Genomic DNA, 15,216 nt, shown 5'->3' with positions numbered 1-15,216 from the left:
GCGGCAATGGAGCCCTCGCAATCGGGCGAATTCTTGGCCGTGTTGCGGCAAGGCCACGTTTCCCCGGCTTACCGATTCCGCCCCGGCGGGTTGAGGCAGGGGTTGCGCGGGGCTATAAGCCCGCCGCCCAAGGGATTTCACGCGAGAGGGGATTTCGCAGAAGGCTCCTTGGCCGCGGTGCGATGCGGACCCGGTTCGTGCGCCCGATCTCCCGCCCGAATTCCCGACAGAAAGACCACGGACCATGGCCACCGAGCGCACCTTCTCGATCCTCAAGCCCGATGCGACCCGCCGCAACATCACCGGCGCCGTAAACGCCGTGATCGAGGGCGCGGGCCTCCGCATCGTCGGCCAGCGCCGCATCCAGATGACCAAGGCCCAGGCCGAAAAGTTCTACGAGGTCCACAAGGAGCGTCCGTTCTTCGGCGAACTCGTGGAGTTCATGACCTCCGGCCCGGTGGTCGTGCAGGTTCTCGAAGGCGAGAACGCCGTCGCCAAGTACCGTGAGGTGATGGGTGCCACGAACCCGGCCCAGGCCGCCGAGGGCACCATCCGCAAGCAGTTCGCCGAGTCGGTTGGCGAGAACACCGTCCACGGTTCGGACAGCGCCGAGAACGCCAAGCTCGAGATCGCGCAGTTCTTCCAGGATTCGGACCTCACCAAGTAAGGTGACGGTGGCCGGCGGGGCACACAGCCCGGCCGGCTCCTTCCGGGAACGCCTCGTGGGCATGATGACCGGAAGGTGTGTCCGCCCCGTCATTGACGGCGCGGAGTCCGGGGGCGACCAGGGAACTCGGTAGAACACCCCGAGCCCTGGGACCACGATACGATGACGACCCGCCTCCGCCTGCTGGCCGCGACCGGCCTCCTCGCCCTCGGCGCCACCGCCGCCCTTGCCAGCGGCTCGTCGGCCCCGTTCGAGCAGTACCAGCCTGACCCGGCGCTCAAGACCGCGACCAAGGCCAACCTCGAAGGCCGCGTGCGCCACGCCTGCGCCGTCGTGCAAGCCCGCATGACCAGCGCCCCCGAGGCGTCGCTCGACCGCCCCTGCGGTTGCTACGCCAAGCAGACCCTGCGCAGCCTCGATGAGTCCGAGCTCGACGCCTACCGCGTCACCGGCTACTTCAACGACAGCGCCCGCGCCAAGGCCCTCTCGGCCCTCGACGCCTGCAAGCTGCAGCGCCCGGTCTGATCCACGCTAGAGGCTGAACAGCACGCCATCCGGCGGCGCGTCGTCGATCACGACGCGCCCGCCGTCGAGGCGCGCCCGTCCGCCCGCGACGAGGGCGAGCGCCGCCGGGTAGAGCCGACGCTCCTGCACGATGACCCGCGCGGCGAGGCTGTCCGGGTCGTCGCCCTGCCGCACCGGCACCGCCGCCTGGGCGACGATGGGGCCGGCATCGAGTTCCGGCACCACGAAATGCACCGTGCAGCCGTGCAGCCGCACTCCGGCGGCCAGGGCCTGCGCATGGGTGTGCGTGCCCTTGAATAGCGGCAGCAGGGACGGGTGGATGTTGATCATCCGGCCCGCCCAGCCTTCCACGAACCCGTCGGTCAGGATCCGCATGAAGCCGGCGAGGCAGACAAGCTCGGTGCCCGCTTCCCGCAGCGCCGCGTCGATGGTCGCGTCGAAGCTCGCCCGGTCGGGATAGGCCCGGTGATCGATGGCCTTCGTCGGGATGCCGAGGGCGGCGGCGCGGGCCAAGCCCTCGGCTTGCGGATCGTTCGACAGGACGAGGACGATCTCGGCCGGGAAGGCCGGATCGCGCGCCGCCTCGGCGAGCGCAACCATGTTCGAGCCGCGCCCGGAGATGAGAACCGCGACACGGACCCTGTTCACCGCTGCCGTCACAGGGCGAGCGTGCCCGTGAAGGTCACGGGCTCGGCGCCGCGCGGCGTGATCCGCCCGAGGCGGACCGGCGCCTCACCGGCCTCGGTGAGGGCCTTCGTCACCGCATCCTCCGAGCCGGCGGCGGCGACTACCACCATGCCGATCCCGCAATTGAAGGTGCGCAGCATCTCGGCCTGCGCGACGCCGCCCTCGCGGGCGAGCCAGCCGAAGACCGGCGGCGGGGTGAGCGCGTCGAGATCGACCTCGATGCCGATGGCGTCCGGCAGCACGCGGGGCAGGTTGTCGGGGAAGCCGCCGCCCGTGATGTGGGCGAGGGCCTTGATGCCGTCCGTCGCGCGCAGCGCCGCCAGCAGGGGCTTCACGTAGATCTTCGTCGGCTCCAGCAGCGCCTCCCCGAGGCTGCGCGCGGAATCGAACGGCGCGGGCGCGTCCCAGCCGAGGCCGGTGCGGGCCACGATCCGGCGAACGAGCGAATAGCCGTTCGAATGCACGCCCGAGGAGGGCAGGCCGAGCACCACGTCGCCGGCGGCGATGCCGGGCTTCGGCAGCAGGGTGCCGCGCTCGGCGGCGCCCACGGAGAAGCCGGCAAGGTCGTAATCGGACCCGTCGTAGAGGCCCGGCATCTCGGCGGTCTCACCGCCGATCAACGCGCAGCCCGCCTGCCGGCACCCCTCGGCGATGCCGCGCACGATGTCGGCGCCGACGCCCGGCACGAGCTTTCCGGTGGCGTAATAGTCGAGGAAGAACAGCGGCTCGGCGCCCTGCACGATCAGGTCGTTCACGCACATCGCCACGAGGTCGATGCCGATCGTGTCGTGCTTAGCGGTCTCGATGGCGATCTTGACCTTGGTGCCGACGCCGTCGTTGGCCGCGACGAGGATCGGATCGCGAAAACCCGCCGCCTTCAGGTCGAACAGGCCGCCGAAGCCGCCGATCTCCGCATCCGCGCCCGGCCGCCGGGTCGAGCGAACCAGAGGCTTGATCGTCTCCACCATGGCATTGCCGGCGTCGATATCGACGCCCGCCTGCGCGTAGGTGAGGCCTTTCCCGTCCGCCGTCATGCCAGCGCCATCCCGAACTGATTGCGGCACCGCCTTAGCGGGTCAGGCGCCATCGCGCGAGTCGGTCTTGACCTGAGGGGGCCGACTGCCGACCCTTGGGCCACATGGCAAACGACGCTCCGCCCCGGCAACTCACCTTCGACCTGCCCTTCGATCCCCGCTACGGCCGCGAGGATTTCTTGGTGGGCGATGCCAACGAAGCCGCCTACGGGCTGATCGAGGCGTGGCCCAACTGGCCCGACCGGGTGCTGGTGCTCACCGGCCCGGCGGGGAGCGGCAAGAGCCACCTCGCGGCGATCTGGGCCGAACGCGCCCACGCCTGGACCGTGACCGCCATGGCGGTGACGCATGATCGCGTCCAGCACCTCGCCTCGAACGGCGCCCTCGTGGTCGAGGACATCGACCGGCCGGAGGGCCGCGACGAGGCCTCTCTGTTCCACCTGCTGAACCTCGCCCGCGAGCGGGGGAGCCCGGTGCTGCTCACCAGCGCGAAGCCCATCGACGCGCTCGGCCTCGCCACCGCCGACCTGCGCTCGCGCCTGCGGCTCGCGCCCGGCGCAGCCATCGAGGCGCCCGACGATGCGTTGCTGCGGGCCGTCCTTGTGAAGCTCTTCGTGGACCGCCAACTGATCGTGGACCTTGGAGTGATCGAAGCGGTAGCCCTGCGCATCGACCGCTCCCTCGGCCGGGCGCGGGACGTGGTGGCCGAACTCGACCGCGACGCCCTCGGTCGCGGACGGCGGATCAGCCGGCCGCTGGCCGTGGCGGTGCTGCGCCGGATGGGGCTCGATGAGAGTTCGGGGGATGCCGAGCCCTGAATCGGCACTGTCATCGAACTGTCGTGACGGCGGCGATGGTCGGGTGGTAAGGGGCGCCGAACGATCACAACACGGGAAAGCGGGACCAGCCGATGGAATCGACGCCCAAGCCCCTCGACCGCAAGGATAAAGGGGATCAGGCGGAAGGATCGGCCGCTCCGGCGGCCCGGCCTCCGGCCGCACGGCGCCCGGCTGCGCCCCGCCGCACCATGGGCACCCCACCCGCGAAGGGCTCGACGCCGGAGTCCGACGCCAACGAGGAATGGCCGACCTCCCCGGCAACGCCTGAGCCCGTCGCCCCCGTTACCGGCCCCGCGCGAGATCCCGTGGTCGAGGCCGGGCGCAGCCTGCGCCACGCGCCGGAGCGGTTCGTCAACCGCGAGCTCTCCTGGCTGCAGTTCAACCGGCGGGTGCTGGAAGAGGCGTCGAACACCAACCATCCGCTGCTGGAACAGCTTCGCTTCCTGTCGATCTCGGCCAACAATCTGGACGAGTTCTTCATGGTGCGCGTCGCCGGCCTGCACGATCAGGTCCGGGCGGGCATCACCATGCCGTCGCAGGACGGGTTGAGCCCGTCCGAGCAATTGTCGCGGATCGGCGCCGAGGTTTCGAGCCTCGCCGCCGACCAGCAGACGCGCTGGCGCGAATTGCGCGCGATGCTGCACGATGCCGAGATCGACCTCGTGGAACCCGCCGACCTGACGGGCGATCAGTCGGCGTGGCTGGAGGAGTACTTCCTTACCTACGTCTTCCCGGTGCTGACGCCGCTCGCCATCGATCCGGCGCACCCGTTCCCGTTCATCCCGAACCTCGGCACGACGCTGGCGCTGATGCTGGTGCGCCCCCGCGACGGGCGGGTGCTGCGGGCGCTGATCCGCATGCCGGGCCTGCTCGACCGCTTCGTGCGCCTGCCGGCCTCGGAGGGCGATTCCCAGGCCCGCTTCATCGCCATCGAGCAGGTGATCGTGATGTTCACCGGCCGGCTCTTCCCCGGCTACCTCGTGAAGGGGCAGGGGGCGTTCCGGGTGGTGCGCGATTCCGACCTCGAAATCGAGGAAGAGGCGGAAGACCTCGTCCTGCACTTCGAATCGGCCCTCAAGCAGCGCCGCCGCGGCGTGGTGATCCGCATCGAGGTCGAGGCGGGCATGTCGGAGGAGTTGCGCAACTTCGTCGTGGACGAGTTGGAGATCTCGTCGGACGCCGTCTTCCTCGTGGACGGGATGCTCGCCCTCAACGAACTCTCGCAGATCGTCGGGATCGACCGGCCGGACCTGAAGTTCAAGCCCTACACGCCGCGCTTCCCGGAGCGGATCCGCGAGAGCGGCGGCGATGTCTTCGCCGCGATCCGGCAGAAGGACTTCATCGTCCACCACCCCTACGAGTCGTTCGATTCGGTGGTGCAGTTCCTCGCCCAGGCGGCGCGGGACCCGAACGTCGTCGCCATCAAGCAGACGCTCTACCGTACCTCCTCGAACTCCCCCATCGTCGCGGCGCTGGCCGAGGCGGCCGAACTCGGCAAGTCGGTCACGGCTCTGGTCGAATTGAAGGCCCGCTTCGATGAGGAGGCGAACATCCGCTGGGCGCGCAACCTCGAGAAGGCGGGCGCGCAGGTCGTGTTCGGCTTCGTCGAGTTGAAGACCCACGCCAAGCTGTCGATGGTCGTCCGCCGGGAGGGCGACCGCCTCGTCACCTACTGCCATGTCGGCACGGGCAATTATCACCCGATTACGGCCCGCGTTTACACCGACCTCTCGTTCTTCACCGCCGACCCGGCCATCGCGCGGGACGTGAGCCGGATCTTCAATTTCATCACCGGCTATGCCGAACCGGCCGAGCTGGAGCGGATGGGCGTCTCGCCGCTCACCCTCAAGAACCGCCTGCTCGAACACATCGAGGCGGAGGTGGCCCACGCCAAGGCCGGGCGGCCGGCGGCGATCTGGATCAAGTGCAACTCCCTCGTGGACCAGCAGATCATCGACGCGCTGTACGACGCTTCGGCGGCCGGGGTGCAGATCGATTGTGTGGTGCGCGGCATCTGCTGCCTGCGGCCGGGCATCCCCGGCCTGTCGGAGACGATCCGGGTGAAGTCGATCGTCGGGCGCTTCCTGGAGCACGGGCGCATCTACGCCTTCGGCAACGGCGTGGGGCTGCCGCACCCGAAGGCCATCGTCTACATCTCGTCGGCGGACCTGATGAGCCGCAACCTCGACCGCCGCGTGGAGGCCCTGCTGCCGATCACCAACCCGACGGTGCACCAGCAGGTGCTGGACCAGATCATGCTGGCTAACCTCCTCGACAACAGGCAAAGCTGGCGTGTACTGGCCTCGGGTGGCTGCGAGCGGATCCAACCGTCGGACGGTGAGGAACCCTTCAACGCTCACAAATACTTCATGACCAACCCGAGTCTGTCGGGGCGCGGGAAATCCTCGAAGAAGTCGAGCCCGCGGGCGCTCAGCCGCCGGGCCCGCGTCACGCAGAACGACTAGGACCGCACCGCTTGGCAAGTCCCAGCGCCATCCTCGCCCCTGCCGAGTTTGCTCAGGGGGCCGTCCGTGACCGGAACCGCCCGGTCGCCATCATCGATATCGGCTCCAACTCGGTGCGGCTCGTCGCCTATGACGGGCTTGGCCGGGCGCCGACCCCGATGTACAACGAGAAGGTGTTGTGCGGCCTCGGCCGGAACGTGTTCACCACGGGCCGGCTGAACGACGAGGCGGTGGCGCGGGCGCTGGCCGCGCTCAGCCGCTTCCGCGTCCTGTGCAAGACGATGCGGGTGTCGCAGGTGTTCGTGCTGGCGACCGCTGCCGCCCGCGACGCGCAGAACGGGCCGGATTTCCTGCGCGCCGCCGAGGAGGCGTGCGGCGAGGAGATCCGCCTGCTCTCGGGGCGGCGCGAGGCCGAACTCTCGGCGCTGGGCGTCGTCTCGGGCTTCCACGCGCCAGACGGCGTCGTCGGCGACATGGGCGGCGGCTCCCTCGAATTGGTGGACGTGCGCGGCACGGTGGTCGGCCAGGGCGTGACGATGCCCCTCGGCGGCCTTACCTTGCAGGACCTTTCCGGCGGCTCGATCAAGAAGGCCGGCAAGCTGGTGCGCGAGCACATGCGCAAGGCGGCGCCGCAACTTGAGATCCTGAGGGGACGGACCTTCTACGCGGTCGGCGGCACGTGGCGGGCCATCGCCCGGCTGCATCAGGCCTCGCGCGGCTATCCCGTCCACGTGATGCACGGCTACACCGTCGATCCCACGGACGAGCTGAGCTTCCTGCAGATCGTGGAGCAGACCGACGCCTCGCAATTGCAGGACGTCGAGTCGGTGTCCGAGGCGCGGCGTCCGCTCCTGGCCTATGGCGCGCTGGTCCTCGAAGAGATCATCCGCGTCGGGCGACCGCGCGCCGTGGCGATCTCGGCCTCCGGCGTGCGTGAGGGGCTGCTGTTCGAGCAGCTCGACCGCGACACGCGGTTGGTCGATCCGCTCCTCGCCTCGGCGTCGGAGTTCAACGCCCTGCGGGCGCGGGCGCCGGGCCATGGCGAGGAACTGATCGCCTGGACGGATCGCTTCGTGGCCGATCTCGACGGGCCGGAGACGGCCGACGAGCGCCGCCTGCGCCACGCCGCGTGCCTCCTGGCCGATGTCGGCTGGCGGGCGCACCCGGATTACCGGGGCGAGCAATCCATCGCGGTGATCCAGAACGCCGCCTTCGTGGGCGTGGACCATCCCGGCCGGGCCTATCTGAGTCTCGCGGTGTCCCTGCGCCATACCGGCGTCGGGCCGGAGAAGGCCAATCAGGTCCTGCGGGCGCTGGCGGGCCCGCGCCTGTTCGACCGGGCGCGCCTGCTCGGCGCGCTGCTGCGGGTCGCCTTCCCGGTCTCGGCGGGGATGGACGGCGCCCTGCCTCAGGCGCCGCTGGGGGTCGAGGAGGGCCGCGTGACCCTGCGCCTCCCGGCCGAATGGAAGGATCTCGGTGGAGACCGCCTGCTCAACCGCGTTCGGGGCCTCGCCCGCCTCATCGGGTGCGACGGGCGGGTCGTGGTGGGCTGAGCGCGGCTCAGCCTTCCGCCGCCTCGCGGAAGTAGGGCTCGACCTTGCCCTTCAGTTTCACGGTCATCGGGTTGCCCGCGCGGTCCAGCGTCTTGCCGGCCGAGAGGCGCACCCAGCCCTCGCTGACGCAATACTCTTCCACGTTGGTCTTCTCGGCGCCGTTGAAGCGCACGCCGATACCGCGCTCGAGAAGCGCCTCGTCGTAGAAGGGGCTGTTCGGGTTCGCCGCCAGGCGGTCGGGGGGCGTCTCGCTCATCGCCTTGGTCCGGCTTCCATCTCATGCGCCGCGCGGGGTGCGGGCGCGGCCCCGCCGTTACGGGATTCCACCGGCCCGCGCAACGCGGCGAGCAGGGCGGCGATGTCCGTGCTCTGCAGGAGCGGCACGAGGCGACTCACCTCGTCCTTCGGCCTGTCCCACCAGGCCGATGCCACCAGCGCCTCGGCCACCTCCGCCGGGAAGCGGTGGCGGACGATGCGCGCCGGGTTGCCGGCCACCACCGCGTAGGGGGGCACGTCGCGGGTCACGACGGCGCGGGCCGCGACCACCGCCCCGTGCCCCACCGTGACGCCCGACAGGATCATGCAGCCGGAGCCGAGCCAGACGTCGTGGCCGATCACGACGTCCCCGCGCGAGGCGTGATAATCCTCCGGCGCCTGTGCGTCCGCGAAGTGCCCCCGCATCGCGGCAAAAGGATAGGTGGACGCCCAATCGAGGCGGTGATCGCCCCCCAGGAGGATCTCCACCCGGTCGGCGATGGAACAATAGCGGCCAATCGTCAGCTTCCGGCCGCTTTCAGGGAAGCGGACCTTGGGCTTGCCGTAGGAATAGGCACCGATGGAGAATCCGTGGCGCCCCGCCATTCGGGCGAGGTGCAGCCGGGTTTCGTTCAGCGGGTTGCGCCCCCTGCGCAGGCGTTGCAACAGACCCATCAGCGCACGTTCCCGCCCGGCCGGCGGGGCCGGCACGGCGTAGGGCGAGCAGGAGGGCTATTGATGGCCGACAACATGTCCGAGGACCTCAAGACAGGGGCGCTCGTCTACCATCGGCTGCCGCAGCCCGGAAAGCTCGAGATCCAGGCGACGAAGCCGCTGGGCAACCAGCGTGACCTCGCGCTGGCCTATTCCCCCGGCGTCGCCGCCGCCTGCATGGCGATCCACGACGACCCGCAGGAGGCCGCGACCCTCACCATCCGCCAGAACCTCGTCGCGGTGCTCTCGAACGGCACGGCCGTGCTGGGCCTCGGCGATATCGGCCCGCTGGCGTCGAAGCCGGTGATGGAGGGCAAGGCCGTCCTCTTCAAGAAGTTCGCCGGCATCGATGTGTTCGACATCGAGGTGAACCAGAAGGACGTCTCCAAGCTTGTGGACGTCGTCTGCGCCCTGGAGCCGACCTTCGGCGGCATCAACCTCGAAGACATCAAGGCGCCGGAATGCTTCGAGGTCGAGGAGCAATGCCGGGCGCGGATGAACATCCCGGTCTTCCACGACGACCAGCACGGCACGGCGATCATCGTCGCGGCAGCGGTGCTGAACGGGCTCGAACTCGCCGGCAAGAGCCTTGAGGACGTCCGCATCGTGACCTCGGGCGCGGGCGCGGCGGCGCTCGCTTGCCTAAACCTGCTCGTTTCGCTGGGCGCCCGGGTCGAGAACATCACGGTCACGGACATCAAGGGCGTGGTCTACAAGGGCCGCCCGGAACTGATGGACCGATGGAAGGACATCTACGCGCAGGAGACCGAGAAGCGGACCCTCGCGGAGGTGATCCCCGGCGCCGACGTGTTCATCGGCCTCTCGGCGGGCGGCGTGCTCAAGCCGGAATACCTGCGCGAGATGGCCGAGAAGCCGCTCATTATGGCGCTCGCCAACCCCTACCCGGAGATCATGCCCGACCTCGCCGAGAAGGAGCGGCCGGACGCGATGATCTGCACCGGCCGGTCGGACTTCCCGAACCAGGTCAACAACGTCCTCTGCTTCCCCTACATCTTCCGGGGCGCCCTCGATGTCGGCGCGCACAAGATCAATGAGGAGATGAAGAAGGCCGCCGTGAAGGCCATCGCGGGCCTCGCCCACGAGACGACCTCCGACGTGGTGGCCCGCGCCTATGGCGGCGAGGTGCGGCCCTTCGGCCCGAAATCACTGATCCCGAGCCCGTTCGATCCGCGCCTGATCCTGCGCATCGCCCCCGCCGTCGCCCAGGCGGCGATGGATTCGGGCGTCGCCGGGCGCCCGCTGGAGGACATCCAGGCCTACACAGACAGCCTGGACCGGTTCGTCCACCGCTCCGGCCTCATCATGAAGCCGATCTTCTCCAAGGCGAAGGAGAACCCGAAGCGGGTGATCTACGCCGAGGGCGAGGACGAGCGCGTGCTGCGCGCCGTGCAGGCCATCGTGGAGGACAGGGTCGCCCTGCCGATCCTCGTCGGCCGCCCGCGGGTGGTGGAGACGCGGCTGAAGCGCTTCGGCCTGTCGATCAAGCTCGGGCGCGACTTCGAGCTGATCGATCCCGAGGACGATCCCCGCTACCGCTCCTTCGTCCAGACCTATCTGGACATCGCCGGCCGCAAGGGCATCACCCCCGACGCCGCCCGCACGCTGGTGCGCACCAACAGCACGATCATCGGCGCCGTCGCCGTGCGCCGGGGCGAGGCCGACGCCCTGATCTGCGGCCTCGAAGGCCGGTTCGAGACGCGCCTGCGGATCATCCGCGACGTGATCGGCCTGCAGCCGGGCATCAAGCAGCTCGCGGCGATGAGCCTGATCATCACCAACGAGGGTCCGTACTTCCTGACGGACACCCATGTCCGCCAGAACCCGACCGCGGAGGAGATCGCGGAGATCGCCATGGCGAGCGCCGGCCATGTGGCCCGCTTCGGCATCACGCCGAAGATCGCGCTGCTCAGCCATTCCGATTTCGGCCAGTCCGATTCGGCCTCGGCGATGAAGATGCGCGAGGCGCTGGCTCTGATCGAGGAGCGCGACCCGAGTTTGCAGGTCGATGGCGAGATGCAGGCGGATTCGGCCCTGTCCGAAACGGTGCGAGACCGGGTCCTGCCGGGCTCGCGGCTCAAGGGCGCGGCCAACGTGCTGGTGTTCCCGAACCTCGACGCGGCCAACATCGCGTTCCAGTTCGCCAAGGTGCTGGCCGATGCCCTGCCGGTCGGTCCGCTGCTGATCGGCCCGGCCAAGCCCGCCCACATCCTCACGCCGTCGGTGACGGCGCGCGGCATCGTCAACGTCACGGCGGCGGCGGTGGTGGAGGCTCAGTCGGTCGATGAGACGCCGCGGGAAGGCGGCGAGGGCGGCGCCGCGATGAGCTCGGACTGAGCTATCGGCGGGCCAGCGCGGCTTCGAAGTCGCGCTGCGCCCCCCGCACCAGGGCGGCGACATGATCGGCCGAGCGCGGGCCGTCGATGACGAGACTCGTAAGGATGTCGGTGCGCCGCTTGCGTTGCTTGGCCGTGCGGGAATGGTTCGACAGCCGAATATGCCAGGGGCATCCGGGCCGCTGTAGATAAAAGCTGTCGCCGCGCTCGTTCCGCGCGGCGACCACGAACCCCTCGGCCGACAGGAGCTGGGCGGCGAGGTCGAGGGCGGCGAGCGGCGGCAGGACCGCGCTCACGGCCCCGCCGGCTCGATGGTGCCGAGGCTTCGGCGGCCCAGCGCGCGGGCCTTAAGGGCGAGGGCAGGGCGCTCGACGGCGTACCAAGACAGGGCCGCCACCGGCACCGTGATGAGGAGCGAGGGCAGCAACAGCGCGAGCCCAGTCTGAGCCGGCCAGAGGGCGTGCAGGGTCTGCTGCACCGGCCAGCCGTAGAGATAGATCCCGTAGGAGAAGTCGGCCGGCGGGTCGAAAAGCCGGAAGGCGAGCGGCCCCAGCGCCAGCCAGATCGCGGCGTAGGCGCTGCCGAGGAACAGCAGGGCCGGATAGGTTGGCGTCCGCGCCAGCACGAACAGGGCGACGCCTAGGCACAGCATCGCCGGGGCGGCGAGGCGCAGCGTGTCCCGCCAGAGATAGAGGCAGGCCCCGGCCGCGAAGATCATCGGCAGGCGGAATGCCGTCTCGACACCCTTCGCCAAAGCGTCGCCGTGCAGGGCGACCTCCACAGACAAGCCGAGGGCGAAGCCGAAGCAGAGCAGCGTCGCGACCCAGCGCCGCCGCAGTAAGCCGCTCAAGCCGGCGACGAACACGCCACAATAGCAGAGCACCTCGTACTTCAGGGTCCACACCGTGCCGAGGGGCGAGCGGTAAGGGTTGCCCTCGAACACGCCCGGCAGGGCGGCGTTGCTCTTGAAGTTGACGAGGGTGTTGCGCACGAAGGACCACAGCCCTGGATCGCGCCAGTACTCGCCGGCCGGCAGGCGCGTCATCGCCGTGCCGAGGGCGAGGGAGACGACCAGCGTCGCCGCGATCAGTCCCGGCAGGATGCGTAGGGTCCGCGCCAGGGCGTAATCGCGCAGGCCGCGCCGGTCGCAACTCATGGTCACGAGGAATCCGGAGACGGCGAAGAAGCCGTTCACCGCATGCTCGCCGAGGGTGTAGCCGGTGGCCTTGGCCAGGGGCTCGTCGGTGCCGATGCCGGTGGCGACGCTGAAGGCGTGCGACACGACGACGGCGAGCGCCAGGATCAGGCGCAGGCCGGTGAAGCCGTTGGGCTTGCGGGCCAGCGCCTCCGCGATGGTCGGCGCGGCGCTCACGACAGGCCCTCCCGTGCCAGGGCGCCACGGCCCCGCCACGCCGCATAGGCGCCGGCAACCGAGCCGCCGTAGCGCTCGAATCCGGCCCGGCGGAACACCAGGGCCGAGAGGGCGGCCTTGGGCAGATTGACGATCATCGTGGTGAGGCTCGGATCCGGCAGACCGTATTTGCGGCTCACATAGGCCCGCGACCACGCCTGATGCCAGCGCGACCGGAACACGCGGCCGGGTTCCGGCGCCGAGGAGCGCCCCCGCCCATGGAGCGCGACCGCCCCATGGACATGGACGAGCGCCCGGCCGGAATCGGCCACCCGGCGGCACAGGTCGTCGTCCTCGTAGAACAGGAAGATCGCCTCGTCGAAGCCGCCGAGCGCCAGGAACAGATCGCGCCTCACCATGAAGCAGGCACCTGACAGGAACGGCGCGCAGGCATCGCCGTCGGGCAGGTCGCGGCGGCCGGACGGGTTGGGGAGGTAGGGCGCGAGGAGCGAGCGCGGCTGGTAGAAGAACCGGCCATCCGGCTCCACGATGCGGGGGGCGAGGAGCCCGGCTTCGGGCCAGTCCCGCGCGGCGGCGAGCAGCGCTTCGGCTGCGCCCGGCGCCAACTCCACGTCCGGGTTGATGATCAGCACGCGGGAGGCGCCCTCGGCGGCCCTCACGCCGATGTTGTTCGCGCGCCCATAGCCTTCGTTGCGCGCGTTGCGCACCACGCGGGCGCCGGCGGCCTCGGCGACTGCCACCGAGGCGTCGCGGCTGGCATTGTCCACGACGAGGGCCGGAACCCCCTCCCGCGCCAGCGCCGCGAGGCAGGTGGGGAGAGCGTCGGCACTGTCATGGGCGACGACGATGGCGACGAGATCCGCCATCGCGGCCACTCACAGCGCGGTGGGAGACGTCAGGCCTTCTTCTCCGGCAGGTTCAGGCGGATGTGCAGTTCGCGGAGCTGCTTCGCCGTCGCCTCGGAGGGGGCCCCCATCATCAGATCCTCGGCGCGCTGGTTCATCGGGAACAGCACGACCTCGCGGATGTTCGGCTCGTTGCAGAGGAGCATGACGATGCGGTCCACACCCGGCGCGATGCCACCGTGCGGCGGGGCGCCAAGGCGGAGCGCGTTCAGCATGCCGCCGAACTTCGCCTCCAGGACGTCCTTGCCGTAACCGGCGATGGCGAAGGCCTTCTCCATGACGTCGGGGCGGTGGTTCCGAATCGCGCCGGAGGACAGCTCCACGCCGTTGCAGACGATGTCGTACTGGAACGCCTTGATATCGAGGATCGTCTTGGTGAGCTCACCGGTCTCGCCATCGGCAGCGAGCTTCTTGACGTCGAACTTGAGAAAGTCCTCCCGCTCGATGTTGGGCATCGAGAACGGGTTGTGGGAGAAGTCGACCTTCTTGTCTTCCTCGTTCCACTCGTACATCGGGAAGTCGGTGATCCAGCAGAAGGCGTACTGATCCTTGTCGGACAGGTTCAGTTCGTCGCCGATGCGGATGCGCGCCTTGCCGGCGAGCCCGGCGGCCTTGGCCTCGACGCCGGCCGAGAAGAACACCGCGTCGCCCGCCTTCACCTTTGCCTTCTCGGCGATGATCGCCTGGACTGGCGCCGGGATGAACTTGGCGATCGGGCCCTTGCCGACGAGCGTGCCGCCCTCGTCCTCGAACACGACGTAGCCGAGGCCCGGCGCCCCTTCGGAGCGGGCCCATTCGTTGAGCTTGTCGAAGAACGAGCGCGGCTGGCCGCCGGCCCCCGGCGCGGGGATGGCGCGGACCACGCCGCCCGACTTGATCGCGCCCTTGAACGCCTTGAACTCCACGTCGTCGCGGGCGAACTCGGCGGTCACGTCGGCGATGAGGAGGGGATTGCGCAGGTCCGGCTTATCGACGCCGTACTTCAGCATCGCGTTGGCATAGGTGATGCGCGGGAATGACTTGGTGACGCGCTTGCCCTCGGCGAACTCCTCGAACACGCCGCGCAGCACCGGCTCCACCGCCTGGAACACGTCCTCCTGCGTGACGAAGCTCATCTCGATATCGAGCTGGTAGAACTCGCCGGGGGAGCGGTCGGCACGGGCATCCTCGTCGCGGAAGCAGGGCGCGATCTGGAAGTAGCGGTCGAAGCCCGCGATCATCGTCAGCTGCTTGAACTGCTGCGGCGCCTGCGGGAGCGCGTAGAACTTGCCGGGGTGGACGCGCGACGGGACGAGGTAGTCGCGCGCGCCCTCCGGCGAGGAGGCCGTCAGGATCGGCGTCTGGAACTCGAAGAACCCGCCCTCGCGCATCCGGCGGCGAAGCGAATCGATGATCGCACCGCGCTTCATGATGTTGGCGTGCAGCTTCTCCCGGCGCAGGTCGAGGAAGCGGTACTTGAGGCGCGTCTCCTCCGGGTACTCGACATCGCCGAACACCGGCAGCGGCAGCTCGCCCGCCGGCCCGAGCACTTCGAGCTCATCGATGTAGACCTCGACCGCACCGGTCGGCAGTTCCGCGTTCTCGGTGCCGGCGGGGCGGGTGCGCACCCGGCCGTCGATGCGGACCACCCACTCGGAGCGCACGGCCTCGGCGGCGGGGAAAGCCTTCGAATCCGAATCCACCACGCACTGCGTCACGCCGTAATGGTCACGCAGGTCCACGAACAGCACGCCGCCGTGATCGCGGACGCGATGGCACCAGCCGGAGAGGCGGACGGTCTGCCCGACTTCGGACGGGCGCAATGCCCCGCAGGTGTGGGTACGGTAACGGTGCATGGCGGTTTCTT

At 69.6% G+C, this 15,216-nt stretch carries 14 protein-coding genes; 6 read left to right on the top strand and 8 right to left on the bottom strand.

The genetic code is table 11. The features are described 5' to 3' along the window. Positions 1 to 244 precede the first annotated feature (244 nt). Positions 245 to 667, top strand: a complete 423-nt coding sequence (gene ndk / locus MKK52_RS21315; RefSeq protein WP_243957379.1) for a nucleoside-diphosphate kinase — start codon at positions 245 to 247, stop codon at positions 665 to 667. A gap of 162 nt (positions 668 to 829) precedes the next feature. Then, on the top strand, positions 830 to 1,192 hold the full coding sequence (locus tag MKK52_RS21310) for a hypothetical protein (protein ID WP_243957377.1): 363 nt from the start codon (positions 830 to 832) through the stop codon (positions 1,190 to 1,192). A gap of 6 nt (positions 1,193 to 1,198) precedes the next feature. Here the strand turns inward: MKK52_RS21310 and purN are convergent, their stop codons facing one another. Further along, positions 1,199 to 1,840 carry a phosphoribosylglycinamide formyltransferase gene (purN, locus tag MKK52_RS21305; RefSeq protein WP_409564711.1) on the bottom strand — a complete coding sequence of 214 codons (642 nt, stop codon included), beginning with the start codon at positions 1,838 to 1,840 and terminating at the stop codon, positions 1,199 to 1,201. An 8-nt stretch (positions 1,841 to 1,848) separates the two neighbouring features. After that, positions 1,849 to 2,913 carry a phosphoribosylformylglycinamidine cyclo-ligase gene (purM, locus tag MKK52_RS21300; RefSeq protein WP_243957373.1) on the bottom strand — a complete coding sequence of 355 codons (1,065 nt, stop codon included), beginning with the start codon at positions 2,911 to 2,913 and terminating at the stop codon, positions 1,849 to 1,851. Positions 2,914 to 3,017: 104 nt separating this feature from the next. On the opposite strand from purM, the gene MKK52_RS21295 reads away from it, so the two are divergent. The 3 genes from MKK52_RS21295 (at position 3,018) to ppx (ending at position 7,770) form a co-directional block, all read left to right on the top strand. After that, complete coding sequence (locus MKK52_RS21295) at positions 3,018 to 3,731, top strand: DnaA ATPase domain-containing protein (RefSeq protein ID WP_243957371.1); 714 nt, start codon at positions 3,018 to 3,020, stop codon at positions 3,729 to 3,731. A 92-nt stretch (positions 3,732 to 3,823) separates the two neighbouring features. Next, entirely contained in the window at positions 3,824 to 6,217 is a 2,394-nt protein-coding gene (locus tag MKK52_RS21290; protein WP_243957369.1) for an RNA degradosome polyphosphate kinase, read from the top strand. Positions 6,218 to 6,228: 11 nt separating this feature from the next. Further along, positions 6,229 to 7,770: an exopolyphosphatase gene (ppx, locus tag MKK52_RS21285; protein ID WP_279597963.1), complete on the top strand. Its 1,542-nt coding sequence runs from the start codon at positions 6,229 to 6,231 to the stop codon at positions 7,768 to 7,770. A gap of 7 nt (positions 7,771 to 7,777) precedes the next feature. On the opposite strand, the gene MKK52_RS21280 is transcribed toward ppx, so the two are convergent. Then, positions 7,778 to 8,026 carry a DUF3297 family protein gene (locus MKK52_RS21280; protein ID WP_243957367.1) on the bottom strand — a complete coding sequence of 83 codons (249 nt, stop codon included), beginning with the start codon at positions 8,024 to 8,026 and terminating at the stop codon, positions 7,778 to 7,780. Further along, positions 8,023 to 8,691 (bottom strand): CatB-related O-acetyltransferase, encoded by a 669-nt coding sequence (locus MKK52_RS21275; protein ID WP_243957746.1) that lies wholly within the window; start codon positions 8,689 to 8,691, stop codon positions 8,023 to 8,025. Before MKK52_RS21275 ends, MKK52_RS21280 begins: the two co-directional genes overlap by 4 nt. A gap of 72 nt (positions 8,692 to 8,763) precedes the next feature. Here MKK52_RS21275 and MKK52_RS21270 point away from each other — a divergent pair, with 72 nt between their 5' ends. Next, complete coding sequence (locus MKK52_RS21270; protein WP_279597962.1) at positions 8,764 to 11,094, top strand: NADP-dependent malic enzyme; 2,331 nt, start codon at positions 8,764 to 8,766, stop codon at positions 11,092 to 11,094. 1 nt (position 11,095) lies between these two features. On the opposite strand, the gene MKK52_RS21265 is transcribed toward MKK52_RS21270, so the two are convergent. From MKK52_RS21265 to aspS, 4 genes are read right to left on the bottom strand one after another with little or no spacing between them, the layout of a single operon-like run. Next, complete coding sequence (locus MKK52_RS21265) at positions 11,096 to 11,389, bottom strand: hypothetical protein (protein ID WP_243957365.1); 294 nt, start codon at positions 11,387 to 11,389, stop codon at positions 11,096 to 11,098. Then, positions 11,386 to 12,465: an acyltransferase family protein gene (locus MKK52_RS21260; protein ID WP_243957363.1), complete on the bottom strand. Its 1,080-nt coding sequence runs from the start codon at positions 12,463 to 12,465 to the stop codon at positions 11,386 to 11,388. The genes MKK52_RS21265 and MKK52_RS21260 overlap by 4 nt, the downstream gene beginning before the upstream one ends. After that, the gene (locus MKK52_RS21255; protein ID WP_243957361.1) at positions 12,462 to 13,331 is read right to left on the bottom strand and encodes a glycosyltransferase family 2 protein; all 870 of its coding nucleotides are present in this window, start codon (positions 13,329 to 13,331) and stop codon (positions 12,462 to 12,464) included. Before MKK52_RS21255 ends, MKK52_RS21260 begins: the two co-directional genes overlap by 4 nt. 29 nt (positions 13,332 to 13,360) lie before the next feature. Beyond that, the gene (gene aspS / locus MKK52_RS21250) at positions 13,361 to 15,205 is read right to left on the bottom strand and encodes an aspartate--tRNA ligase (protein ID WP_243957359.1); all 1,845 of its coding nucleotides are present in this window, start codon (positions 15,203 to 15,205) and stop codon (positions 13,361 to 13,363) included. Positions 15,206 to 15,216 lie beyond the last annotated feature (11 nt).

Source organism: Methylobacterium sp. J-067, from assembly GCF_022829465.1.
Taxonomy (GTDB): domain Bacteria; phylum Pseudomonadota; class Alphaproteobacteria; order Rhizobiales; family Beijerinckiaceae; genus Methylobacterium; species Methylobacterium litchii.
Note: the sequence above shows the minus strand (reverse complement) of the source record. Positions and strands in the feature narration are given on the sequence as shown.

What these genes read in the sequence shown, in the direction of transcription:
- purM (WP_243957373.1), bottom strand. Translation starts at nt 2,913, where the DNA reads ATGACGGCGGACGGGAAAGGCCTCACCTACGCGCAGGCGGGCGTCGAT.
- ndk (WP_243957379.1), top strand. Translation starts at nt 245, where the DNA reads ATGGCCACCGAGCGCACCTTCTCGATCCTCAAGCCCGATGCGACCCGC.
- MKK52_RS21310 (WP_243957377.1), top strand. Translation starts at nt 830, where the DNA reads ATGACGACCCGCCTCCGCCTGCTGGCCGCGACCGGCCTCCTCGCCCTC.
- MKK52_RS21290 (WP_243957369.1), top strand. Translation starts at nt 3,824, where the DNA reads ATGGAATCGACGCCCAAGCCCCTCGACCGCAAGGATAAAGGGGATCAG.
- MKK52_RS21295 (WP_243957371.1), top strand. Translation starts at nt 3,018, where the DNA reads ATGGCAAACGACGCTCCGCCCCGGCAACTCACCTTCGACCTGCCCTTC.
- MKK52_RS21280 (WP_243957367.1), bottom strand. Translation starts at nt 8,026, where the DNA reads ATGAGCGAGACGCCCCCCGACCGCCTGGCGGCGAACCCGAACAGCCCC.
- MKK52_RS21270 (WP_279597962.1), top strand. Translation starts at nt 8,764, where the DNA reads ATGGCCGACAACATGTCCGAGGACCTCAAGACAGGGGCGCTCGTCTAC.
- aspS (WP_243957359.1), bottom strand. Translation starts at nt 15,205, where the DNA reads ATGCACCGTTACCGTACCCACACCTGCGGGGCATTGCGCCCGTCCGAA.
- MKK52_RS21255 (WP_243957361.1), bottom strand. Translation starts at nt 13,331, where the DNA reads ATGGCGGATCTCGTCGCCATCGTCGTCGCCCATGACAGTGCCGACGCT.